The organism is Pseudomonadota bacterium (genome assembly GCA_039028155.1).
Classification (GTDB): domain Bacteria; phylum Pseudomonadota; class Alphaproteobacteria; order SP197; family SP197; genus JANQGO01.
This window is the reverse complement of record JBCCIS010000007.1, coordinates 117885-140329: the sequence shown is the minus strand read 5'-3', so window position 1 is coordinate 140329 and position 22445 is coordinate 117885. Positions and strand designations below refer to the sequence as shown.

Annotated in this window: 28 protein-coding genes and 2 tRNA genes; 22 read left to right on the top strand and 8 right to left on the bottom strand. The window is 62.5% G+C overall.

What is annotated here, in order from left to right; translation table 11 throughout:
• Position 1: 1 nt before the first annotated feature.
• A tRNA-Arg gene (locus tag AAF563_06075) sits at positions 2–78 on the bottom strand.
• Between the two features lie 18 nt (positions 79–96).
• Positions 97–390: an ETC complex I subunit gene (locus AAF563_06070; GenBank protein MEM7120823.1), complete on the bottom strand. Its 294-nt coding sequence runs from the start codon at positions 388–390 to the stop codon at positions 97–99.
• Positions 391–670: 280 nt separating this feature from the next.
• Between AAF563_06070 and AAF563_06065 the strand changes: the two genes are divergently transcribed.
• The 4 genes from AAF563_06065 (at position 671) to AAF563_06050 (ending at position 4214) form a co-directional block, all read left to right on the top strand.
• Positions 671–1030 carry an SEL1-like repeat protein gene (locus tag AAF563_06065; protein ID MEM7120822.1) on the top strand — a complete coding sequence of 120 codons (360 nt, stop codon included), beginning with the start codon at positions 671–673 and terminating at the stop codon, positions 1028–1030.
• A 24-nt stretch (positions 1031–1054) separates the two neighbouring features.
• Positions 1055–2347, top strand: a complete 1293-nt coding sequence (locus tag AAF563_06060; GenBank protein MEM7120821.1) for an MFS transporter — start codon at positions 1055–1057, stop codon at positions 2345–2347.
• 13 nt (positions 2348–2360) lie between these two features.
• Positions 2361–3029 carry a glutathione S-transferase family protein gene (locus tag AAF563_06055; GenBank protein MEM7120820.1) on the top strand — a complete coding sequence of 223 codons (669 nt, stop codon included), beginning with the start codon at positions 2361–2363 and terminating at the stop codon, positions 3027–3029.
• 198 nt (positions 3030–3227) lie between these two features.
• Complete coding sequence (locus AAF563_06050; GenBank protein ID MEM7120819.1) at positions 3228–4214, top strand: glycosyltransferase family 61 protein; 987 nt, start codon at positions 3228–3230, stop codon at positions 4212–4214.
• 14 nt (positions 4215–4228) lie between these two features.
• On the opposite strand, the gene AAF563_06045 is transcribed toward AAF563_06050, so the two are convergent.
• Together AAF563_06045 and AAF563_06040 are read right to left on the bottom strand one after the other, a co-directional pair.
• A tRNA-Pro gene (locus AAF563_06045) sits at positions 4229–4305 on the bottom strand.
• Between the two features lie 59 nt (positions 4306–4364).
• The gene (locus tag AAF563_06040) at positions 4365–4853 is read right to left on the bottom strand and encodes a DUF192 domain-containing protein (protein ID MEM7120818.1); all 489 of its coding nucleotides are present in this window, start codon (positions 4851–4853) and stop codon (positions 4365–4367) included.
• Here AAF563_06040 and AAF563_06035 point away from each other — a divergent pair.
• The 13 genes from AAF563_06035 to AAF563_05975 all read left to right on the top strand — a co-directional run bounded on the left by AAF563_06035 (position 4828) and on the right by AAF563_05975 (position 15290).
• A complete protein-coding gene (locus tag AAF563_06035) occupies positions 4828–5724 on the top strand; it encodes a hypothetical protein (protein MEM7120817.1) in 897 nt (298 codons plus the stop codon). The genes AAF563_06040 and AAF563_06035 overlap by 26 nt on opposite strands.
• A gap of 174 nt (positions 5725–5898) precedes the next feature.
• Positions 5899–6381, top strand: a complete 483-nt coding sequence (locus tag AAF563_06030) for a Na+/H+ antiporter subunit E (protein ID MEM7120816.1) — start codon at positions 5899–5901, stop codon at positions 6379–6381.
• A complete protein-coding gene (locus AAF563_06025) occupies positions 6381–6644 on the top strand; it encodes a monovalent cation/H+ antiporter complex subunit F (protein MEM7120815.1) in 264 nt (87 codons plus the stop codon). The genes AAF563_06030 and AAF563_06025 overlap by 1 nt, the downstream gene beginning before the upstream one ends.
• Complete coding sequence (gene mnhG, locus AAF563_06020) at positions 6641–6994, top strand: monovalent cation/H(+) antiporter subunit G (GenBank protein ID MEM7120814.1); 354 nt, start codon at positions 6641–6643, stop codon at positions 6992–6994. The genes AAF563_06025 and mnhG overlap by 4 nt, the downstream gene beginning before the upstream one ends.
• 4 nt (positions 6995–6998) lie before the next feature.
• Positions 6999–7535 carry a DUF4040 domain-containing protein gene (locus AAF563_06015; GenBank protein MEM7120813.1) on the top strand — a complete coding sequence of 179 codons (537 nt, stop codon included), beginning with the start codon at positions 6999–7001 and terminating at the stop codon, positions 7533–7535.
• On the top strand, positions 7535–7957 hold the full coding sequence (locus AAF563_06010) for a Na(+)/H(+) antiporter subunit B (GenBank protein MEM7120812.1): 423 nt from the start codon (positions 7535–7537) through the stop codon (positions 7955–7957). The genes AAF563_06015 and AAF563_06010 overlap by 1 nt, the downstream gene beginning before the upstream one ends.
• Positions 7957–8319, top strand: coding sequence for a cation:proton antiporter subunit C (locus AAF563_06005; GenBank protein MEM7120811.1), 363 nt, complete (start codon positions 7957–7959; stop codon positions 8317–8319). Before AAF563_06010 ends, AAF563_06005 begins: the two co-directional genes overlap by 1 nt.
• Complete coding sequence (locus tag AAF563_06000) at positions 8319–9800, top strand: monovalent cation/H+ antiporter subunit D family protein (GenBank protein ID MEM7120810.1); 1482 nt, start codon at positions 8319–8321, stop codon at positions 9798–9800. Before AAF563_06005 ends, AAF563_06000 begins: the two co-directional genes overlap by 1 nt.
• 5 nt (positions 9801–9805) lie before the next feature.
• Positions 9806–11272, top strand: a complete 1467-nt coding sequence (locus AAF563_05995) for a monovalent cation/H+ antiporter subunit D family protein (GenBank protein MEM7120809.1) — start codon at positions 9806–9808, stop codon at positions 11270–11272.
• Positions 11269–11535 (top strand): hypothetical protein, encoded by a 267-nt coding sequence (locus AAF563_05990; protein MEM7120808.1) that lies wholly within the window; start codon positions 11269–11271, stop codon positions 11533–11535. The genes AAF563_05995 and AAF563_05990 overlap by 4 nt, the downstream gene beginning before the upstream one ends.
• Entirely contained in the window at positions 11525–13216 is a 1692-nt protein-coding gene (locus AAF563_05985) for a Na(+)/H(+) antiporter subunit D (protein MEM7120807.1), read from the top strand. The genes AAF563_05990 and AAF563_05985 overlap by 11 nt, the downstream gene beginning before the upstream one ends.
• Positions 13217–13249: 33 nt before the next feature.
• Positions 13250–13867, top strand: coding sequence for a carbon monoxide dehydrogenase subunit G (locus AAF563_05980; GenBank protein MEM7120806.1), 618 nt, complete (start codon positions 13250–13252; stop codon positions 13865–13867).
• Positions 13868–14120: 253 nt separating this feature from the next.
• Positions 14121–15290 (top strand): phosphatase PAP2 family protein, encoded by a 1170-nt coding sequence (locus AAF563_05975; GenBank protein MEM7120805.1) that lies wholly within the window; start codon positions 14121–14123, stop codon positions 15288–15290.
• On the opposite strand, the gene AAF563_05970 is transcribed toward AAF563_05975, so the two are convergent.
• The 4 genes from AAF563_05970 to nthA are packed head-to-tail and all read right to left on the bottom strand — an operon-like array spanning position 15287 to position 16909.
• The gene (locus tag AAF563_05970; protein ID MEM7120804.1) at positions 15287–15649 is read right to left on the bottom strand and encodes a nitrile hydratase accessory protein; all 363 of its coding nucleotides are present in this window, start codon (positions 15647–15649) and stop codon (positions 15287–15289) included. The two genes, AAF563_05975 and AAF563_05970, sit on opposite strands and share 4 nt — an antisense overlap.
• Positions 15646–15999, bottom strand: a complete 354-nt coding sequence (locus AAF563_05965; GenBank protein ID MEM7120803.1) for an SH3-like domain-containing protein — start codon at positions 15997–15999, stop codon at positions 15646–15648. Before AAF563_05965 ends, AAF563_05970 begins: the two co-directional genes overlap by 4 nt.
• Positions 15992–16309, bottom strand: coding sequence for a hypothetical protein (locus tag AAF563_05960; GenBank protein ID MEM7120802.1), 318 nt, complete (start codon positions 16307–16309; stop codon positions 15992–15994). The genes AAF563_05965 and AAF563_05960 overlap by 8 nt, the downstream gene beginning before the upstream one ends.
• 9 nt (positions 16310–16318) lie before the next feature.
• Positions 16319–16909 carry a nitrile hydratase subunit alpha gene (gene nthA / locus AAF563_05955; protein MEM7120801.1) on the bottom strand — a complete coding sequence of 197 codons (591 nt, stop codon included), beginning with the start codon at positions 16907–16909 and terminating at the stop codon, positions 16319–16321.
• A gap of 176 nt (positions 16910–17085) precedes the next feature.
• Between nthA and AAF563_05950 the strand changes: the two genes are divergently transcribed.
• The 5 genes from AAF563_05950 to AAF563_05930 all read left to right on the top strand — a co-directional run bounded on the left by AAF563_05950 (position 17086) and on the right by AAF563_05930 (position 22437).
• Positions 17086–17559: a (2Fe-2S)-binding protein gene (locus tag AAF563_05950; GenBank protein MEM7120800.1), complete on the top strand. Its 474-nt coding sequence runs from the start codon at positions 17086–17088 to the stop codon at positions 17557–17559.
• A gap of 13 nt (positions 17560–17572) precedes the next feature.
• Complete coding sequence (locus AAF563_05945) at positions 17573–18367, top strand: xanthine dehydrogenase family protein subunit M (GenBank protein ID MEM7120799.1); 795 nt, start codon at positions 17573–17575, stop codon at positions 18365–18367.
• Between the two features lie 161 nt (positions 18368–18528).
• Complete coding sequence (locus AAF563_05940) at positions 18529–21819, top strand: YdbH domain-containing protein (protein ID MEM7120798.1); 3291 nt, start codon at positions 18529–18531, stop codon at positions 21817–21819.
• 86 nt (positions 21820–21905) lie between these two features.
• Positions 21906–22085 carry a YnbE family lipoprotein gene (locus AAF563_05935; GenBank protein MEM7120797.1) on the top strand — a complete coding sequence of 60 codons (180 nt, stop codon included), beginning with the start codon at positions 21906–21908 and terminating at the stop codon, positions 22083–22085.
• Positions 22072–22437 carry a YdbL family protein gene (locus tag AAF563_05930; protein ID MEM7120796.1) on the top strand — a complete coding sequence of 122 codons (366 nt, stop codon included), beginning with the start codon at positions 22072–22074 and terminating at the stop codon, positions 22435–22437. The genes AAF563_05935 and AAF563_05930 overlap by 14 nt, the downstream gene beginning before the upstream one ends.
• The last annotated feature ends 8 nt before the right edge of the window (positions 22438–22445 follow it).

Genomic DNA, 22445 nt, shown 5'->3' with positions numbered 1-22445 from the left:
ATGGCGCGCCCTCCAGGATTCGAACCTGGGACCTACGGCTTAGAAGGCCGTTGCTCTATCCAACTGAGCTAAGGGCGCGCGGGGCCGCCGGCCGTCTTAGGGTCTCTGCCAGCGGAAATTGTCGGCGTAGGACTTTGGTCTGACACGGCGCTCGTGCAGGTCCTCGACTCGGAACTCGATGCCGTTGCGCTCGGCGTACTCGATCGCGGCCTCGCGGGTGTCGAACTTGAGCCGCAACTGGTCGGCTTTCATGTCGGACGAGCCGGTCCAGCCCATCATCGGATCGGCGACCTTGCGCGAGCGCGCCTCGTACTCCAGGACCCATTGATGGGTCTTGGCGCGGCCGGACTGCATGGCCGTTTTCGACGGCCTGAAGATACGCGCGGTCATGGTTCGGATGGGCCCCTTTGTCACCAGCCAAAAACCTTCCTGCGGTCTATACCGAGCCTGGGTGACGTGCGCAAGCCGCGCCGATAAATCTTTACATATGAGGCACATAACCTCATTTTAGGGCGTCCTTAGAGCAGATCCTGTTTTGAGGTCATCGCTTCGCGATGGGATCAAGACAGGTGAATCTGCTCTATTTGCAGATTGCGAACGGATTCACGTGTTCAGGTGGAACCGGTTGGCGGTTCGACCTGGACACGATCCGCTCTAGGGGGAGAAACGGATGCTTCGCCACATCGTGCCCATGGTTTTGCTTGCCGCGGCGGTCACGCTTGGCGGCTGCGGCTATCACCTGTCGGGCCGGTCGTCGACCGCCAGCGGCGTCATTGCCTCGGCCGATGACGGCGATCCCGTGGCCCAGCGCACGCTCGGCGACATGTACTACTGGGGCGAAGACGTGCCGCAGGATTGGGCGCAAGCGCTCGCCTATTGGGAACTGGCGGCAGCCCAGGGAGAACCCTTGGCGATCGAGCGCGTTGAGGACATGTGGACGGGCGAGCCGGTTATCGCCGTTTCGGATGGCGGCACGGGCCGGCGGACCTTCGGCTCGACGGTCGAAGCGATCGAAGGCGAGCCGCTCTAACCGGCGAGTAAAGCCTGAGCGGAGATGGCCGACGCTGCGCCGACGGATCGCGCCTCGCTCCGCCAGAACGTCGTTGGCGGATTCCTGGGCTCGGTCCTCGAGTGGTATGACTTCGTCGTTTATGCCTACCTCGCACCGATCTTCGCCAAGCACTTCTTTCCCTCCGACGACCCGTTCGAGTCCTTGCTGGCGAGCTCCGGCGCCTTTGCCGTCGGGTTTCTGGCCCGCCCGGTAGGCGCGGTCGTCTTCGGCCATCTAGCCGATACAAAAAGCCGACGTCTGGTTCTCCTCGTCTCCATGACGATCATGGGCATGGCGACACTCGCGATCGGCTTGCTTCCCGGCGCAGCCGAGCTGGGCGTGGCGGCCGGCATCCTTCTCGTGCTGCTGCGCCTGATTCAAGGATTCTCGCTGGCCGGCGAAAACTGCAGCGGCTGGGCCTTTATCGCCGAACACGCGCCGGACGGCCGGCGCGGCTATCTGCTCTCGTGGTGGGCGGGCTTCGCGTGTAGCGGCGTGCTGATCGGATCGCTACTCGTCACGGCCATGACCCATGTGCTGGGCGAGGCCCAGATGGCCGACTGGGGGTGGCGCGTACCGTTCATCCTGGGCGCGGTCATGTCCGCCGTTATCTTTTGGATCCGCCGGCGGACCGTCGAACCGGAGGGCATGCGCCAGCTGGCCGAGCGGGAGGCGCTGCCGATTAACACCGTCCTGCGCCATCACAAACGCGACCTGCTGCGCCTGTGCGCCATCAACCTGGCCGAGGGCGTCGTCTTTTACTTCGTGCTGGTCTATGCGCTCGCCTATCTGACCCAGCAGATGCACGTCTCAACTGCGCGCGCCATGGACATCAACATCCTTTCCATCGTGATCATCATGGTGTTGCCGATCCCGCTGGGCGCGCTGTCGGACCGCATCGGACGCAAGCCGATTTTGCTGATCGCCGTCGGCGGGCTCGCTCTGTTGTCCTGGCCGCTGTTCTGGCTGATGCACCAGCCTGACATCGCCGCCATCGTGGCGGCGCAGATCGGTTTTGCCGTCCTGCTGTCGTTCTATCTGGCGAGTATGGTCGCGATGCAGGCCGAGATCGTACCGCCCGGCGTCCGTGCAACCCTGCTGGCGCTCGCTATCAGTCTGACCAACGCGGTCTTCGGCGGCACGACGCCGATGATCCTGACCTATCTTGTGCACCGCACGTCCGACGATTTCGCCGCCATCTACTACGTCATCGGCGCCTGCCTTGTGACGCTCGCTGTCGTTCTCAGGTTGCCGGAAACCAAGGGCGTCTCCATGTTTCCGGACAGGTCGCCATGAATTGGATACCACTATGATCAAACTCTTCAACAGCCCGGCCTCCACGGCCATGTCGGCGCATGCGGCACTGGAAGAGATCGGCTGCGCCTATGACAACCGCTGGGTCGAGATCGACGTTCCACTCGCCCAACGGGACCCGGAGTTCCAGGCGCTGACGCCCCACGGTTCGGTCCCGGTGCTGGTCGATGACGACGGCACCGTGGTGTTCGAGGGAACCGCCATCCTGATCTATCTCACCGACCGGTTTCCCGAAGCGCATCTGGGCCCCACCGTCGGCGATCCCAAGCGCGGCGACTTCCTGAAGTGGCTGACCTATATGACCAACACCCTGCAGATCGCCATGCAGGTCTTTTTCATGCCCGACAGGTTCACCACCTCATCCGAAGGGCACGATGCCATTTCCGCAAACGGCATCGAGCGGCTCGACGAGAGCTGGCGGCTGATCGACGCGACCTGCGGCGCGCCGGGGCCCTATCTGCTGGGCGAGACCTTCAGCGCGTGCGATTTGCACCTGCAGATGCTGACCTTGTGGCATCGCGACCCCCAGGCCATGCGCACCCGCTATCCCAACGTGAAGCGATGCGCCGAGCTTGTGGAAGAGCGCCCGGCCGTCCAGCGCATCATGCGCGACCACGGGCCCGACTGGCTCGCACATCATCCGGACTACCCGGGACCGCCCTGAGACCACCAAGCGCGACGATTCACGGCCTCGCGTCCCTGTGATCTCTGAATTGTCCGCGGTCCACTACCTAATCGTCATCGCCTGGTCACGCCACGTTGGTTAAAAGATCGTCGCGGCAGTATTGCGGAACGGCAATGTCCGACGGGCGCGGCATTGCCGTACATCTTGTAACCGGTACGGACAACTTGGTTTGAAGCCATGACCCTCTCTGAAACGCGCGCCAACGGTGACGAGAGCAGGATGTCGTCACTTGGCCGCTATTGGACCATGGCCGGATCCTATCGCTACCGGCGCGCTAATGTGCTGTTGACGGCTGATGGCATGCGCTCGCACGTCACGATCACGCGGCGGCACAGCGGCCTGGATCGCTACTATCACTTCATTACGGATTTCGTCTGGCCGATCTACACGTGGTCGGCGCTGCAATCCCGCGACGCCCAGCCGCGCCTGTCTGACGCGGTCTCGTTGGGCCGCCAGCCCCTGCGCTTTTCCGGCCTTTTCGAGGAGATCTTCGGCGTGCCGCTGCGCGCCGATCAGCTGCGGTACCGCACGATGCTTGCGCCGTTCAGTCGGCGGGCCGAGCGCGTCAGCTGCTGCAACACGTTGCGCCGCTGCTACCTCGAAGGCTTCGATGACCTGGCGGCCGCGCGGGCGGATCTCGCGCGCTTCAACGCCTATCTGGAAACCCGCTTCGCGGCGCCGCCGTCTGAGCGGGCGACCGTCACGCTTATCGAGCGCGAAGGCGGCGAGGCCGATCGCGGCGCCACGCGCCGAACCGTGACCAACCACAAGGTTGTCGCCGAGGCGATCGAGACATTTTGCTCGCGCAATGCGCTTGCGTTTCGCAATGTCCAGCTCGACGGGCTGTCGTTCGCCGAACAGTTTCGGATCTTCAGGACAAGCCGGGTCATCATCGGCCAGCACGGCGCCGGCCTGACCAACGCGCTGTGGCTGAAGCCCGGCGCGGCATCCTTGATCGAGCTGGCGCAACGGGACACGCGCGACCACTTTTCAAACCTGTCCGAGGATTTCGGGGTCGCCTATGCGCGCCTAACATGCCCGCTGGCCGACGCCTCAACACCATCTCAGGAACGCATCACCGTCGACCCAGACGCCGTCGTGGCGCAGTTACAGGCGCAGTTGGATGTTGAGCATCCCGGCAACGTCGCCACGGGATCCGACTGAACGAGTCATTTAATTGGTCGGGGCGGGAGGATTCGAACCTCCGACCCCCTGCTCCCAAAGCAGGTGCGCTACCAGACTGCGCTACGCCCCGATCTCTGCGTCTTGTGGGCGCGGGGCCCGCTGACGTCAATGGAAATTCGCCGGTTCAACCTAGGGCGTGTTGCCGAAGGCCTGGTGCTCGATCACCGTCGCGCCGTCGATCCCCAGGCGATCGGTGGTCCCGGCGACCACCTCAAGCACGGCCTGGGCCGGCACGCCTGAGGGTATGACGACCTCGGACTCAGGCTCCGCCGCTTCGGCGATGGAGAGGACCCGGCCGTCGCCGTCCAGGAACAGGATATCCAGCGAGACATAGGTATCCTTCATCCAGAACGCGCGTTCTTCGGCCCGGTCGAACAGGAACAGCATGCCCGCATCGTCGGCCAGCGACCGACGGAACATCAGGCCCTGGCGGCGTTGTTCGGGTGTCACGGCCAATTCGACATCGAAAAGGTGGCGTTTGCCGTCCGCCGTCGCTATCACAACCTGATCGGTCGGAAACACCACACCGCCGCCGGCGACGGCCTTGTCGAGGCCGGACGGCAACCAGAGCGCGATCAACAGGACAAGGCCCGTGGCTGAGCCCGCAGAAAGCAGCAAGAGTTTCGTCAATCCCGCCTTCATCATGGGCCTTGTTGGCGCTTGCCTGGTCATCGTTGCGAGCTTTCTGCCATTCATCGAGCGTGCCGGGTCGCCGCCGCTCCTACTTTTTACGGGCGCGATCGATCCCGGTCTAGCGGTGATCGTGCTCGCCGTGCTGTCGATCATACTATGCCTGATCCAGCGTTTCGGCTGGCTCCTCATCACGGGACCCCTGACCGCCATCGCGGCGCTGATGGCCGCCGGAGAGCAACTTTCAGCCCTTGCCGGCCCCGATGTCGGGCCGATCGAGCTGTTCGACGTCTATAACGGCATCCTGCCCGCCGGCATGACCACTACACGTATGGTCGAGGTGAGCGCTTTTCTGGACGGCATGGTGCTGGGACTTGGCGTCTGGCTCATTCTCGCCGGCTTTGTCCTGACCATCCTGGCCCCGGCGGTGGGTTACCTTACCGCCGGTCGCGACCGGACGACGCCCGCCGTCGAAGGCTTCACCACGGCACCGCGCAGCCGCACGATCGAGAATGCGGCCGCCACGCCTGACGACACCGAGGCTGACGACGGAAACGACATGCTGATCGACGATCTTCATATCTTCGCCGATAACATGGACCAGGAGTTGAGCTTTGAGCATCGCGACGCCACCGGCCGCACGACATCCCACAATGCCGCGCTGATCGCCGCCGGTTACCGCGACCAGACCTATTTCTTGCGCTGCCGTTTGGACGAAACCGGCGAGACGCGCGATTTCGCCGCCGACCAGTTAAGCAATGTCGTCGACCGGCAGAGCGGCGAAGCGATCGCCACCGATGAACTGCTTGACGACCTCGCCCGGGTCGCCCACGAGGCCTATGAGGCGTCGAACCGCTAGCGACCTGATCACGCATGTTTGGCGCCGCTCGTGCTTGGCGTCGACGGGCCTCTCGGGCATACTCCGCCCGGCGCGTCAGAGCCGACTTAAGGGCTCAGCGCATTTCGGGGCGCGATGTGTGACGGGGGTGGTCGCCATCGCACAGGGAAGCAGGGACGAATCACAGGAGGTCTGATGTTCTCGGCACGCTCGGTGAGCCTGTTCGCCGTGCTCTATGGCGTTTGGCTGTTGCTCTCAGGGATATGGGAGCCGTTCTTTCTGATCTCCGGCGCGGTCGCCAGCCTTCTGGTCGTCATTGTCGCGCAGCGTATGGACGTCATCGATGGCGAAGGCCATCCGGTCCAGCTGTCATGGCGCGCCTTGACCTATTTCCCGTGGCTGTTCTGGCAGATCATCAAGTCGAATATCGATGTCGCCCGCCGCATCGTGTCGCCGCGCCTGCCCATTGAACCGGCAGACGGTTGGGTCGAGGCGAGCCAGAAGTCGACGGCGGGCCTGGTGACGTTCGCGAACTCGATCACCCTGACGCCGGGCACCGTGTCGATGACCGTTCACGAGGACCGTATTCATGTTCACGCGCTCTCGAAGGCCGGCTTCGATGACCTTAAAGAGGGCGAGATGAACCGGCGCGTCACCCAGATGGAAGGTCGCCGCTGATGGTCGCATTCGCCATGCTGCTCGTCGTCGTCGCGATGGCGTTGACGCTGTTTCGCACGCTAAAGGGCCCGACGCTTTACGACCGCATTCTGGCGGTCAACGTCCACGGCACCATGACAGTCATGCTGATCGCCTTGGCGGGTTTCCTGGTCGACCGCCCCGATTTCCTGGATCTCTCGCTCGTCTACGCGCTCTTGAACTTTGTCGGCACCTTGGCTGCGCTGAAGTTCTTCAAGCACGGTCATCTGGGCGAAGAACGATGAGTCTGGTGATCGATATTGCGAGCGGCGCGCTGCTGGCGATCGGTGGCATCCTGATGCTGATCGGCGGGATCGGTATGGTGCGCCTACCGAACTTTTTCACACGCCTCCATGCCTCAGGCCTTACCGATACGGGTGGAGCGGCCACGCTGTTGCTGGGTCTGGCGCTGCAGGCCGGTTTCACCATGGTCACGGTCAAACTGTTGCTGATCGCGGTGTTTCTGTTCTTCACGGCGCCGACGTCGAGCCACGCCGTCGCCCACGCAGCGCTTCTTGGCGGCCTGGAGCCGGGCAAGGGCGACGCGCCGGACGAGCCCCCCGAGCCCAGTTCCCAGCAAGCCGACGAGGCCTGAGCCGATGGAAGTGCTGCACGAACTGCTGCTTCTGACCCTGCTGATCGTGCTGGCGATTGGCATGCTGCGGCTGACCAACCTCCTGGCGATCGCCATCATGACCGGCGTCTACAGCCTGATCCTGGCCGTCGTCTATGTGCTGATGGATGCCGTCGATGTTGCCTTTACCGAGGCAGCGGTCGGCGCCGGCGTGACACTCGCCTTGATGCTGGCGGCGATCTCCATGACGACGCGCGTGGAGAAGCGGCGTAGCGGCAAGGGTCCCGCCGTCCTGCCGCTGCTGGCCGCCGTCATTACCGGCATGGCCCTGGTCTACGCCCTATCCGGCATGCCGGGCTTCGGTGACCCCACCGCGCCCATTCATACCCACGTCGCACCGCGCTATATCGAGGTATCGCCGCACGAGATCGGCATTCCCAACATGGTGACGTCCGTGCTGGCCAGCTATCGCGGCTTCGATACGCTGGGTGAGGTGGCCGTCATCTTCACCGCTGGTGTCAGCGTCGTCGCGCTTCTGTGGCGCTGGAACAGGGACGACTGATGAGAGAGCATCTTATCGTCCGGGTCATCGTCAAGATGCTGGTGCCGTTCGTCCTGCTGTTCGGCATCTATGTCCAGATGCATGGCGACTTCGGGCCTGGGGGCGGGTTCCAGGCCGGCGTCATCGTCGCGACCGGCTTTATCACCTATTCGCTGGTGTTCGGGGTGACCAGCACCATACGCGCTCTACCGCTGGCGTTCCTGACCCTCATGACCTCGCTGGGGCTGATTCTCTATGCCGGCGTCGGCTTCGCGGCCATGTTCTCTGGCGGTGAGTTCCTGAACTACAGCGCCTTCGATCCCGGCCATCCCGAACACGGCCAGCATATCGGCATCATCCTGATCGAACTGGGCGTTGGCATCACTGTCGCATCCGTCATGGTGGCGATTTTCATCACCTTCGCCGAACGGTGGCATCGCTGATGGAAACGATCACCTTCCTCATCGAGCACGCCAACTACTGGGCAGCGGTCGTCCTGCTTATGATCGGTCTCTATATCCTGACCACGCGCGGCAACCTGATTAAGAAGGTCGTCGGCCTCAACATCTTCCAGAGCGCCGTCTTTCTGCTCTACATCTCCATGGGTTATGTCGACGGCGGCTCGGCGCCGATCGTCAAAGAGGGCATCGAGGTCTATTCCAATCCCCTGCCCCACGTCCTGATCCTGACCGCCATCGTCGTCGGCGTCGCGACATCGTCCCTGGCGCTCGCCCTGATTGTCAGAATTCGAGAAGCCTACGGCACCATCGAAGAAGACGAAATCATCGAGCTCGACCAACCCTGATGTCGTTCGTGACCGCCAATCTTCCCGCGCTACAGGTCGCGGTGCCGTTGATAGCAGCGCCGATCTGCGCGCTGCTGGTACGCGGCCGCTACGCCTGGGTCTTCACGACCATCGTGGCCTGGCTCACGTTTGCCATCTCGCTCGCGCTGATGGGCGAGGTGCTCGACAAAGGCAGCGTCAGCTACAGCATGGGCGGCTGGGAGCCGCCGTGGGGTATCGAGTACCACATCGACGCATTGAGTGCGCTGTTGCTGGTGCTTATCTCCGGCATGGCGGCGATCATCACGCCGGCGGCGCGTCACGCCATCGGCGTCGAGGTGACGGAGCGGGCGCGCCGCCTGTTCTTCACCGTCGCCCTGCTCGCGCTGACCGGCATGCTGGGCATTGTCGCCACGGGCGACGCGTTCAACCTTTATGTCTTCTTGGAGATCTCGTCGCTAGCCAGCTACGCGCTGATCGCCATGGGCAACTCGCGCCGGGCGACAACGGCCGCCTTCCACTACCTTATCCTGGGCACTATCGGGGCGACGTTCATTCTGATCGGCGTCGGCCTTATCTATAGCGCCACCGGCACGCTCAACATGGCCGATATGGCAGGGCGGCTGCGCGCAGTCGGCGTGACGCCGACGGTCGAGGCTGCGTTTGCCTTCATCATCATCGGCGCGGCCATCAAGTTCGCGCTGTTCCCCGTCCACTTCTGGATGCCCAACGCCTACACCTACGCGCCGTCGCTTGTCTCCGCGTTTTTCGGCGCCACGGCGACCAAGGTCGGCGCTTACATTCTGATCCGATTCATCTTCACGGTGTTCGGTGAGCATTTCGCGTTCGGCGAGATGCATCTTTCCTGGGTCTTGATACCAGTCGCCATCGCCGGCGCCTTCGTCGCTTCGCTGGTCGCCTGCTGGCAGGATGACCTGAAACGCATGCTCGCCTTCTCCAGCGTGGCACAGGTCGGCTATATCGGACTGGGCATCGGGCTCGGCAACCAGGACGGCGTGGTCGCCGCGGTGGTTCACGTCTTCAACCACGGCCTGATGAAGGGCGCACTCTTCCTGGTCATGGCCTGCGTGATCCTGCGCCTGGGCAGTGCCGACATGGCGTCGTTCCGCGGCTTGGGTAAACGCATGCCGGTCGTCATGGCGGCCTTCGTCATCGCGGGGCTCAGCATGATCGGCGTGCCGCTGACGGTCGGCTTCATCAGCAAGTGGTATCTCGTCGTCGGCGCCCTTCAGGAAGGGTTGTGGCCGGTCGCCGCGCTGGTTCTGATCAGCTCGCTGATCGCCGCTGTCTACATCTGGCGCGTGGTCGAGGTCGCGTACTTCAAAGAGCCGGACGATGACGCGCCGGTGAAAGCGACGCCGCCGCTGCTTCTGATCCCGACCCTCGCGCTGGCCGTGCTGTGTATCGTTTTTGGTGTCGCGACCGACTTCACCGTCAATGTCGCGCTTCTGGCGACCACCACCTTAGGGATCGCGCCATGATCGACATGATCGATATGGCAACGCTGGTTTGGCTGGCCATCGCTATTCCCGTTGCCGGTGCGGTCTTGATCGTCTTAACCGGACGTCTTGCCGATGTCCGTGAAGCCGTCACCATGGTCACCGCGATCCTGACCTTCATGGTGGTCGTGCTCTTGCTGCTGCCCGTCCTGGCCGGCGAACGACCTACAGTCATCTTGGGCGAGCCGATCTACGGCTTGCCGCTCAAGCTCACGCTTGAGCCGCTCGGTATGGTCTTCGCGCTGGTCGCGAGCCTATTGTGGATGGTGACCTCCGTCTACTCGATCGGGTACATGCGATCGAACCGCGAGGGTCACCAGACCCGCTACTACGCTTTCTTCGCGGTGTCGATCGCGTCTGCCGTGGGCATCGCCTTCTCCGGCAACATGTTCACGCTATTCGTCTTTTACGAAGTCCTGACGATCGCCACCTATCCCCTGGTCACCCATCATGGCAATGACGAGGCACGTCGCGGCGGGCGCACTTATCTGGGCATTCTGCTGGGCACCTCGATCGCGTTCCAATTGCTCGCCATCATCTGGACGTGGGTCGCGACGGGAACGCTGGACTTCCGCGATGGCGGCATTCTCTCCGGCCACGTTGCCGGACCGGCGCTGATCGTTCTCTTGCTGCTCTACATGTACGGCATCGGCAAGGCAGCGCTGATGCCGCTGCACCGTTGGCTGCCGGCCGCCATGGTCGCGCCGACGCCGGTCAGCGCGCTGCTGCATGCCGTCGCCGTCGTGAAGGCCGGCGTCTTCACCGTGCTCAAGGTCATTCTCTACATCTTCGGCATCGATCTCCTCGCCGAGACGTCGGGTAGCGAGATCCTGGTCTGGCTCGCCGGCATCACGATCATCGTCGGGTCGCTTGTGGCGCTGCGTCAGGACAACATCAAACGGCGGCTGGCATATTCGACGGTCAGCCAGCTTTCCTATGTCGTTCTGGGTGCCGCGATCCTGGCGCCGATCTCCGTCGCCGGCGCGATCATCCACATCGCCGCCCACGCGTTCGGCAAGATCACGCTGTTCTTTGTCGCAGGCTCAATCTACACGGCCGCGCACAAGACACTCGTCAGCGAGCTCGACGGAATCGGCCGGCGCATGCCCTGGACCATGGCCGCCTTCGCCGTTGGCAGTCTGAGCATGATCGGTCTGCCACCGACATTCGGTTTCGTCAGCAAATGGTACATGCTGCAAGGCGCCATGCAGACGGAGCAGTTCATTCCCGTCGCGGTGATCGTGGTCAGCACGTTGCTGAACGCCGCCTACTTCCTGCCAATCCTCTTTCAGGCCTACTTCAAACCGCCGCCAGAGGGATCGGAAGAACACGGCGAAGCGCCCATCCTGATGCTCGGCGCGCTGCTCTTCACCGCGGCCTGTACGATCATCTTCTTCTTTGCACCGGGTATTCCGGGCATTCTGGCCTTCATGGCGGTGGGATCGGGCGGATGACGAACGACAACAATCACGGCAAGCGGGAAAGCTGGCTGGATGAGCCACGCAACATCAAGCTGCTGATCGTCATCGGTCTGATTGTTCTGGCGCTGACCGTCGTCGCCGACTTCTTCTATCACGGTCACCCCAAATTCGTGGTCGATGGCTGGTTCGGCTTCTATGCCTGGTACGGTTTCCTGACCTGCCTGGTCATGGTGCTGGTGGCCAAACTTCTGGGCTTTGTTCTGAAGCGCGACGACAGGTTCTACGATGACGACTAGCCTGCCGCCTGCCCTGATCATGCTGTTGGCGGGTCTTGCCCTGCCGCTTCTGGCCAACCGCGTGTGGCGGGCTGCTATGAGCCTGGGCGCACCGGTTGTCGCGCTGGCACTGATCTGGACAACGCCCGACGGCCCGGTGCTGACCGCGCAGATCCTGACCTTCGATCTGACAATCCTGCAGGGCACGACCACCGGCCGCCTGTTCGGCACCATCTTCGCCATCATGGCCTTTGTCGGCGCCCTCTTCGCGCTGAAACAAACCAACGCACTGGAAGCCTCCTCCGCGCTGATCTATGCCGGCAGCGCCATCGGCGTCAGTGGCGCCGGCGATCTGATCACCATGTTCGTCTTCTGGGAGGTGATGGCGGTCGGCTCTACCCTGGTGCTGTGGTCGGCCGGCGAGCGAACCTATCTCGCCGCGCGGCGTTATCTTCTCGTCCACCTTTTCGGCGGTGTCGTGCTGATGGCCGGCATCACCGGCCACGTTGCCGAAACGGGTTCGATCGCCTTCACCGCCATCGAGCTGGCCGGCGTGTCGAGCTGGCTGATCCTGATCGGCTTCCTGATCAACGCCGGCGCACCGCCGTTTTCCGCGTGGCTGCCCGACGCCTATCCAGAAGCGTCGTGGAGCGGCACGGTGTTCCTGTCGGCCTTCACCACCAAGACCGCCGTCTTCGTCTTGCTGATCACCTTCGCCGGCAACGAGATTCTGGTCTGGGTCGGGCTCTACATGGTGTTTTACGGCATCATCTATGCGCTCCTGGAAAACGACATGCGGCGCATCCTGGCCTACAGCATCGTCAACCAGGTCGGTTTCATGGTGTGCGGCATCGGCATCGGGACCGAGCTGGCGCTGAACGGCGCGGCATCCCATGCCTTCGCCCATATCATCTATAAGGCACTGCTGCTGATGGCGGCGGGTGCCGTGCTCTACCAGACCGGCAGGCGCAAGTGCACGGATCTGGGCGGCCTCTTCCACAGCATGCCCATCACGACCATCTGCGGCATCATCGGCGCGCTCGCGATTTCCTCATTCCCGCTGACGTCAGGCTTCGTCAGCAAGTCGATGATTTCCGACGCGGCGGGCCACGAGCATCTGGCCGTCGTGTGGTTCCTGCTCTATGCCGCGTCGGCCGGCGTCTTCCTGCATGCCGGCATCAAGTTTCCCTGGTTTGTCTTTTTCCAGAAGGATTCGGGCCTCAGGCCTTCGGACCCGCCGGCCTCCATGCGCTGGGCGATGATCATCTTCGCCTTTCTGTGCATCGCGATCGGCGTCTATCCCGAACCACTCTATGCGCTGCTGCCCTACCCCGTGGACTATGTGCCCTATACGGTTGGGCATGTCCTTCACATGACGCAGTTGCTGTTGTTCGCCGGTCTCGCCTTCTTCGTGCTGTTGCCGCTGATGAAGCGCACGCTGACGATATCGCTCGACACCGACACGCTCTACCGCCTGGTCGGGCCGTGGTTGGCCAAGGTCGTCGGCCGCACCGTTGGCGCAGCTGACCGCGCCATGCGTCAGACCGCGATGCGCTGGTTTCAGGACCTCGTTGCGGCGCTTGAGCGCGTCCACGGCGTCAGCGGCGTGCTTGCCCGCGACCTCAACATGACGGTCACCGTGCTGGCGGTCGTCATCGCCTTTGGCCTGATCTTGTTGTTCGATCTGATACAAGGCCTTTAGACATAGGCAACCCGAACCTTCAAAGGAGAGAGGATGGAGTTCGCAGGGGAGTACACGATCAACGCGACGCGCGAACGCGTGTGGGACGCGCTCAACGATCCGGAAATCCTGAAACAGGCGATCCCCGGCTGCCAGGAAATCGAAAAGCAGTCTCCGACCGAGATGACGGCGACCATCAAATCCAAGATCGGACCGGTGCAGGCGACATTCAAAGGCGCGGTCACGCTGTCCAACCTGAACCCGCCCGAAGGCTACACCATCGCCGGAGAAGGCAAAGGCGGCGTCGCCGGCTTCGCCAAAGGCAGTGCCGACGTGACCTTGAGCGATGCCGATGGCGGTGGGACTCTGTTGCGCTACCAGGCCACCGGTCAAGTTGGTGGCAAGATCGCCCAGGTCGGCGCACGGCTCGTCGAAGGCACCGGCAAGAAGCTTGCCGACGAGTTTTTCGGTGCGTTCGATGACCTCCTGGCAACCGACGAAGCGCCAGCGACGGAAGAACCTGACGAAACAGAAACACCGGAACCAGCCGCCGTTCCCGACGTCCTGAGCCATGTCGACGATCGATCGTCATCGCCGACAACAGTCAGGTGGCTTGTCGCTGCCATGCTGGGTGCGGCGGTCGCGCTTATCGCGATTTGGCTCTTGGAGTAAAGCGGGGCGATATCAACACCGCACAAACATGAACGTCGACGCAAAAAACCAAGCGATTCCGGGCCTTTGGCCCCACCTTTGGCTGTTGACCAACAGGATCGGTGTCTGCGGCAAGTGTGACCGTGATCATCTGTGTGCGTTACCAGTATCTCTTAGCTTGAGTCACGTTGTCCCAGCGAGGACCGGCAAGCGACGCGCGAATTGTCGGGCGCTGGGCATCTGATGCACATCTCGGCCAGTTCGGATCGTCTGAATGACCCTCGTACCTGCCGCCGAAGGAACCTTGGCTCCTGATTCGACACGCACCGTCGCCGCGGCCACGGCAAACGATCCGTCGGCGGGCGCGCGTCGGCTTCCGCTTCAAACCGGTGTCGCCAATCTGCTTCGCCACATCGCGCGCTATGTCATGAACGATGCGGCGACCTATGGGGCGGTTCTGCTCTATGTGGCCGCCGCCTTCATCTATCTGTCGCTCGCCGGCAGCTTCAACATCGACGCGCTTGTGCCGCGCTATGTCACGCTGTTCACGAACTACTCACTGATCGTCTTCATACCGTTGTTCCTGATCGGCACGCTCGCGGGCGATGTATTCCGTTGCTTCACGCAATCGGACAGACCAGCGCCGTCGTTAGCCTCGTCCGATTACTGGGCAAGGCTGAGTGTCGGTCTCGTACTGATCGCGCTGTTCATCCCGATGATGGCGTCCTATTCGACGGTCAAGACCGTCCTACCGTTCAGCGCGGGCTTTCCCTATGAAGAGTCTTTGGCACAGATCGACGCGTTCCTTCATGGGGGCGACCCCTGGATCGTGACTCACTGGCTTCTCGATCCCGATGTGTTCGGGCGGTGGCTCGATCGCAACTACCATCAGACCTGGTTGGTTTATTGGACCGGCTTCGCATTCTGGGTCTGTGTTTGTCGCCGTGCCGACCAAGTTCGCACGCGCTACATCATTAGCATGATGCTGACTTGGGGCCTGCTCGGCAATGTTATAGCAGCCCTGACGATGAGCGCCGGACCGGTGTTCTATGCCGGCGCAACCGGTGACGCCCAGCGCTTTGCCGACCTCAACGCGTTCATTGACCAACTGAACGCTGGCGATTCACTCGTCAAGTACCTCAGCACCTACCTCTGGCAAAACTATGAGGCCAGGGCGGTCGGTCCGGGAAGCGGGATATCCGCCGTGCCCAGTCTGCATGTCGCGATCGTGACGCTGAACGCGTTCTTTGTTCGCGAACTCTTCGGTAAGTGGTGGGGCGCGCTGGCGTGGCTCTTTGTCGCCGTCATCAGTTTCAGCTCGGTCTACCTCGGCTGGCATTACGCCATTGATGCCTATATCTCGATCATCCTGGTCGCGATGATCTATTGGGTCGGCCTGAGACTGGATCGAGCGACACGCGGCGCAGCCAACGCACCATCCTAGGTCGAGCTAGCCTTATCGACAGTGATGGGGCCGGGCGGCGACGAATTGGGGTGCGGCGGATGGGCTTTCAGCTCGGCCGTGAGGGCCTCGAGGTCCGCGGCATCCAGCATGCCGTTGGTCGTCAACAGGTTCTCGCACGCCTTGGCGAAGTGGATGTAGTAGTCCGTCGTGTCGTCCGGCCCGCCGCTGCCGATCTCGGCGATAAGGTTCTCCTTGAAGTCATCCCACGGAAATCGGCCGTCCATGGCGAGGCGTGATACGACGGCGAATATCCGCGCCTGCCACGGCTCTTGAAAGACCGGTTCGCCTTCGGACGAGGGTACCGCGCGAACAATGTCTTCAGGTGCACCCGTTGTCATGGTTGCTCCAAGTAGGGTTCCCAAAGATCAAGGCAAAGGGAATCGCCATCGACGCCATCCTCGCCCCAAATCTCTCTGGCTGAAAAACAGACCGTATAGACATGCTGTGGGTCTTCGCCCTGCCATTCGGAGTTTGTATCCGGATAGACAAAGACACCGTGGGCTTTCACCACCTCGCCCGTCTTGCCGCGCGAGTAGCGTGTCGACCGCGTGTGATGGGACGGGTGCCCCTTCTTCACGCGTACGACGTCGCCGACCTTGAAACGCGGCTCGATCTTGACATCGGGCCTGCGCGTCGTGGCACCACCTTCGACCGCCGCAACAATCTCTTCGAAGGTTACCTCACCCATTGCCTTCACCCCGCTTCAGCTCCTCGACACGCTGATCGATTTCGGCGATTGTCAGTACGCCTTTCTCTTCAAGGATCGCCTCTATCGAACGCATCCAAAGCTCGTAATACGTCACCCGCAGGTACGTATCGGCGGGAACACGCTCGATGCTGCGGCGCAGGTGATCATCGACGAAGCCGACGCTGTCGGCTACCTGGAGTGAGATACCGAACGCGCGTTTCTCCCACTCGTGATGGAACACCGGTTCGTCTTCTTCGCGTTCAACACGGCCAAAGCCATGCATGCCGCCCATGTCATGTATGCCGTCCATGATGTCCCCCTAGACCGCCGCGACGCCGATCATGCCGTCGCGCGTCACCAGCGTGGCCAGCTCTTCCTCGCTCTTGCCAGCGGTACCCTCGGGCTGCATGGGCAGGACCAGATAACGGATCTCGGCACTGGAATCCCAGACGCGCACCTCGACATCCTTCGGCACGGCAAGGCCGAACTCGCCCAGGACCGCGCGCGGCTCACGCACGACGCGCGAGCGGTAAGGTGGACTCTTGTACCAGACCGGCGGCAGGCCGAGCACCGGCCACGGATAACACGAGCACAGCGTGCAGACGACGATGTTGTGGACCTTCGGTGTGTTCTCCACCACCACCATGTTCTCGCCCTGCAGCCCGGAAAAACCCAGCTCGGCGATGGCTGCGCTGGCATCGTCCAGCAGGCGCGCTTTGTAGTCCGGATCGGTCCAGGCGCGCGCGACCACGGCGGCACCGTTGCGCGGGCCGACGCGGGTTTCGTAATAGTCGACCAGATGGTCGATGCCGACCGGGTCCACCAGCCCCTTCTCGGCCAACAGACTTTCCATCGCCTTGACCCTGATCGCGATGTCTGATTCCGGTTCGTTATGACCGTGTCCTGCCATAAATCCTTATCCTCACGTGTTCGACCGATCCGCGCAGAGCATACGTCGCGGGGTCTGCGCGGTCCACGACCTCTCCAAAATGCAGCATCTCCTTGACCTGTCGGTGGCAGGCTTCGAAACTGCCGGCCAGGCGCTGCTGCGGCGCCGTGCGGACCGGATTAACGGAGAGAAAACGGATGGCCATCGCCGTATCGATGACAGTGAACGGAAAAGAGGTCACGGGCGAGGTCGAGGAACGTACCCTGCTCGTCCAGTTTCTGCGCGAACACCTGCGGCTGACCGGCACTCATGTCGGCTGTGACACCAGCCAGTGCGGCGCCTGTGTCATCCACCTTGATGGCGCCTCGGTCAAATCCTGCACGCTGCTCGCCGTCCAGGCCGACGGCCACGACATCACGACCATCGAGGGCATCGCCGACGGCGACACGCTCCACCCGATGCAAGAGGCGTTTCGCGACAATCACGGTCTTCAGTGCGGCTTCTGCACGCCTGGCATGATCATGAGTGCGATCGATCTCATCAAGAACAACCCCGACCCGAGCGAGCAGGAGATCCGCCATCATCTGGAGGGCAATCTTTGCCGCTGTACCGGCTACCACAACATCGTGAAGTCGATTAAGGCCGCCGCCCAATCCATGGCAAGCGGCTGAGGGCGATCGGACGATGTACAGCTTTGCCTATCACAAACCATCTTCTCTAGACGAAGCCACCAGCCTCTTCGAAGGGGCCGACGATGCCCGCTACATCGCCGGTGGCCACACCCTTCTGCCCAGCATGAAGCTGCGTCTTGCCGGTCCGTCCGATCTGATTGATCTTGGCGGCCTTGGCGATCTCAAGGGAATCACGGTTGACGGTCAAGGCGTCAGGGTCGGCGCCGGCACATCCCATAACGATGTTGCGACGTCGGCTGACGTGCGCGCTGCGATCCCGGCCTTGGCCGAACTTGCGGGCGGCATCGGCGACTTCCAGGTGCGCAACCGCGGTACCATCGGCGGATCGCTCGCCAATAACGACCCGGCCGCCGATTATCCGGCGGCGGTCCTTGGTTTGGCGGCGACGGTTCACACGAACAAACGCGACATCGCGGCCGATGAATTCTTCGCCGGCATGTTCGAGACCGCGCTCGACGACGGCGAACTCATCACCGCCGTCAGCTTCCCCAAGCCGCGCCGAGCCAGCTATGCCAAGTTTCCCAACCCGGCATCGCGTTACGCGATTGTCGGTGTGATGGTCGCCGAAACGGTGGATGGAATCCGTGTCGCCGTGACCGGCGCAGGCCCATGCGTCTTCCGTGTCGCGGAGATGGAGCAGGCGTTGGCAGCGAGTTTCAGCGATCAGGTGCTTGCCAGCATCCATGTCCCGGACGATGACATGAACAGCGATATCCACGCCGGCGCCGACTATCGCGCGCACCTGGTCACCGTCATGGCGCAACGCGCGGTGGCGGCAGCAAGCTAGGCACCCGACACCATCCTTGGTTGCCGGTCGCGACATTGTGACCGGCGAACCGCCGTCATCCGTGTGATGGCACGGTGACGCCGGCCATGTGTCTTTGTCGACCCGGTGCTATGATGGTGCCATGACGGCGCCTCGGTCCCAGCCCGCCCTTGCAGTTTCCCATGACTGAACCGCCGCAGCCCAAGCGGCCGCGCCGGCGCCTCGCGTTGATAGCGGCGGTGGGGTTTGGTCTCGTACTGGTCCTGCTCGCCGTGGTTTACGCGACACGCATACCGATTGCCGTGTGGGTCGCCAACGAGGTCCTGGCCGACACGCCATTTGAGAGCGCCACGTTCAATCTTGTCGTTCTGGATGAAGACCGGCTGGTCCTGGAAGACCTGGAGACGGATCACCCGTTCAACGCGCGCGCAAAAAGCGTCACCGTCGTCTACAAGCCGCTCGATGTTTTGAACGGCATTGTTGACAGCGTTTCCGTTGTCGGACTGCAAGCGACGCTCACCCCTGACCAGATCGCCGCCGTCACGGCATCCGACGCACCAGCGGACGAGCCTCCGGTCACCATCGGTCGGTTGACGGTCGACGATGGCCGCGTCTCTGTCCTCTTGGGAGAGCGTCAGATCGACCTGACGCTCGACGGCGAGATCACCAGTCTAGAGCCACTGTCGGGTATGTTGGACGTTGCCGTTGCTGGTGATGACTTCAACTTGGCCGGGCCGATCACCATCACGAGCAATAGTAGCGCTGGTCAGACCGTCAGTTGGCGCATTGACAGCGGCGACGTTCAACGCGACGCGCTGTCATTGCCGTCCCTTTCCGGCCAGATCCTGATTGATGGGCCGGCAAGCAGCGCCTCGCCCCTGATGGTCGACATATCGCTCAATGCCCCGCGCTCGAATTTCGCGGCCTATGACGGCGGTCCCTTCAACCTCGACATCGAAGCAGCGGTCAGCTTGAGCGATGTTGTGGCAATCAAGGACGCCGCCGCGATCGTTGAGCTGGGTACGGCAACGGATCCGATCCATGCGTACGTAACGGCGAACCTTTTTGACACGCAGGCCCTGACCACGGCGGCAAAGATCAGTATCGGCCGCGACCTGACCGTCGCATTCGGCCCCAATGTCACCTTTACGGCGCCCGCATCACTCGACGCCCGGGCGGCCGCGACACTTCACGATACCTGGCTTGACGACATCGCTGACCTGCCGGACTTGGCCTTGACACTTCTGTCATCAATGTCGGCGACGTTCGAGAGCGCCGGCATCGACATCGATGGGTACGCCACACTGGCATCCGTTGCCGCAGACCTCTCACTGATACCCGACCGAGGCGAAACGGCCATCGTGATCGGGGACGGCACGCAGGTCAGCGACCTTGTCATCGACCCCGGTATCGTATCGTCTTGGGAGCTTCCTGCGGATCTTCTAGGCGTGCTCGAAGCTCCCATGGACGTCGCCGTAACATCCGGCGAACGACCCTTGATGCTGCGAGACCGCGAAAGTGGTGGCCACGTTGTTGATGGCGTGCTTGGTCTTGATCTGACGCAGGCTGACCAATCCGTCTCGCTTCGGGTCGACGGCAAGGCCGACCTTTCCGCAAGCTCACGGGTGGAGACGGCTTTGATCCGTGACAGCAGCTTTGTCATGGCCGCAGCGTCCCTCGGCGGCTTTGACGGCCTGACGCTCTCGGGGCACGGCCAGGCGGAGTTCCGCGATCAGGTGCTGCATGCCGAGTTGGAGATCGATGGCGCGGCTGACCAGGCCGTCGTCGGGTCCGCCAAGATCAACGATCTAGCCCTGACGTTTCCCCTGGATACGACATGGGACGGCGGTCGTTTCACAATCAGCGCCCTGCCCGTCGTGCTGGTTAGCGCAACGGCCGCACAGTTTGGCGATATCAGATCCGGGCCGGTCGAACTGGATCTGCCGCTCAGATTGACCGGCACACCGGAGGCGTTCTCATTTTTCCTTGATGACGACGGCTGGATCGACCTTACCGGCCTGACCCACCCCCGCTTCGTCATCGACCAACCGGCGTCGATCAAGCTGGAACAGATGGGTCTCGCGCTGCTGACGGTCGAATTCGACGACGACAACTATCCTGTCTGGGATGCTCGATTGAAGGTCGCACCGCCATCGGCCACGGTGACGATTCTGGACGAAGACGGTCTGCCGACGGCGACCGTGACCGGCACGCTCCCGCGAATCGGCGTTAGCGCCAATCAGCTGATCGCCAGCTACCTGACCGCGACCTTGGAAACGAGCGGCGGTTCGCTCACCTGGGTCGAGCAGGATGTCTCTGCCAGTGGCCTGAAGACGCTGGTCACTTACAACACCGGCCTGTCGCCCTGGCCACAACTCCAACTTGAGATCGCCGCGCTCGAGGATCTGACCTCGCCCAAACGGTTCGCGACAATGGCGTCGGATATTCGGATCGCGCCGGTTTGGCCGCAGGGCGATGACGTCAGAATGTCGCTCAACGTTCATGCGCCGGACCGGCGTTATGCTCTGAATGTGGAGGCGAGCTATCAGCCGGAGAAGGACCTGGCGACTGCCCTCGTCCGCCTGCCGCCCCTGCTCTTCCAGCCGGGCGGCTATCAGCCCGCTGATCTGTCGCCCATGCTGGCGTCTTCCGCGAAAGACGTTAGCGGTTCGATCGGGATCACCGGCGATGTGACCTGGCAATCAGGCGTGTGGTCGAGCGACCTGGACTTCGCCTTGCGCGAGATTTCGGCAACCGCCTATGGCATCAGGATCGAGCGGTTGAACGGACTCATCAATCTCGACAACGTCATGCCGCCGTCGACACCGCCTGGACAACTCGTGGCGATTGGCGGCATCGATGCCGGGTTGCCCTTGCGCGACGCGCTGCTCAGTTTGGCGCTTAACCGTGATGGGTCGCTCAGCCTTGAAAGCGCCGAAATGAAGTTCGCGGGTGGCGAAGTCACGGCTGATCCGTTGGTGTGGCACCCGGAGAGCGACCCCGAACCGCTCAACCTTCACGTCTCCGGAGTCGATGTCGGTACGCTCTTTGCGCTCGCCGAACTGGATGACTTGACCGCGACGGGAACGCTGGACGGGATCATCCCGGTCCGCCTCGTCGGCGACGACGTGTTGATCGAAGGCGCGTATCTGGCTAGCCGCGAACCCGGCCAGCTGCGCTACCTGCCGGACGGCGCGCCGACCGGCCTGGGCGCCGACGACGCCAGCATCGATCTGGTGCTTTCCGCCCTCAGCAACTTTCACTACGACCGCCTCGACGTGGACCTGAGCCGTGCCGCTGGCGGCGACACGGAAATCGGCCTGCATATTGCCGGATCCAATCCCGATCTGTATGACGGCTATCCGATCGAACTGAATGTCAATCTGACCGGCGAATTGGACCGAATCGTACGCGATAGCCTGGCCGGATACCGCATTCCCGACGAGATCAGAGAACGCCTGTCGGGTTTTTGACACAAAGGACGTATCAGATGGATGTCGCGAGCAGGGAGGCCTCCGTGACCGACGACGCAAGACCGATAAGGGCCCAGCCCGGCACCATGACGGCCGCCGTCTTCCTGGCCGTCATGCTGGTCGCCGCCTGCCAGCCGACCGTCAAGGTCGAGGCGCCAAAAGACCCGATTGTCATCAATCTGAACGTCAAGATTGAGCAGGAAGTTCGGGTCAAGCTTGAGAAGGATGTCGAGGAACTGCTGGAGCAGGACGATGATATTTTCTGATCATGGCCTTACGCGTCGACGGCTGATGGTCTGGGGTTTGGCCACGATCGCGCTCCTGGCCGTTGATGCCGCGCCGGCTTTCGCCCAAAGCCTGGATGACGCGCGGGCCGCGGGCTATGTCGGCGAACGTCCAGACGGTTACATTGGATTGGTCGACGGCAACGCACCCTCTTGGGCCTCGCAATTGGTCGACTCGGTTAACGCCGAACGTCTCGCACGCTATCAGGGCCTCGCCGCCGAAAACGGCACGACGGTCGAGGCCGTGCAGGTGGTTGCCGCCCAGAAGATCATCGACCGGTTGCCGGCCGGTTCCTATTACATGGACGCTGGCGGAGCCTGGGTGCAAAAATAGCCACTGAA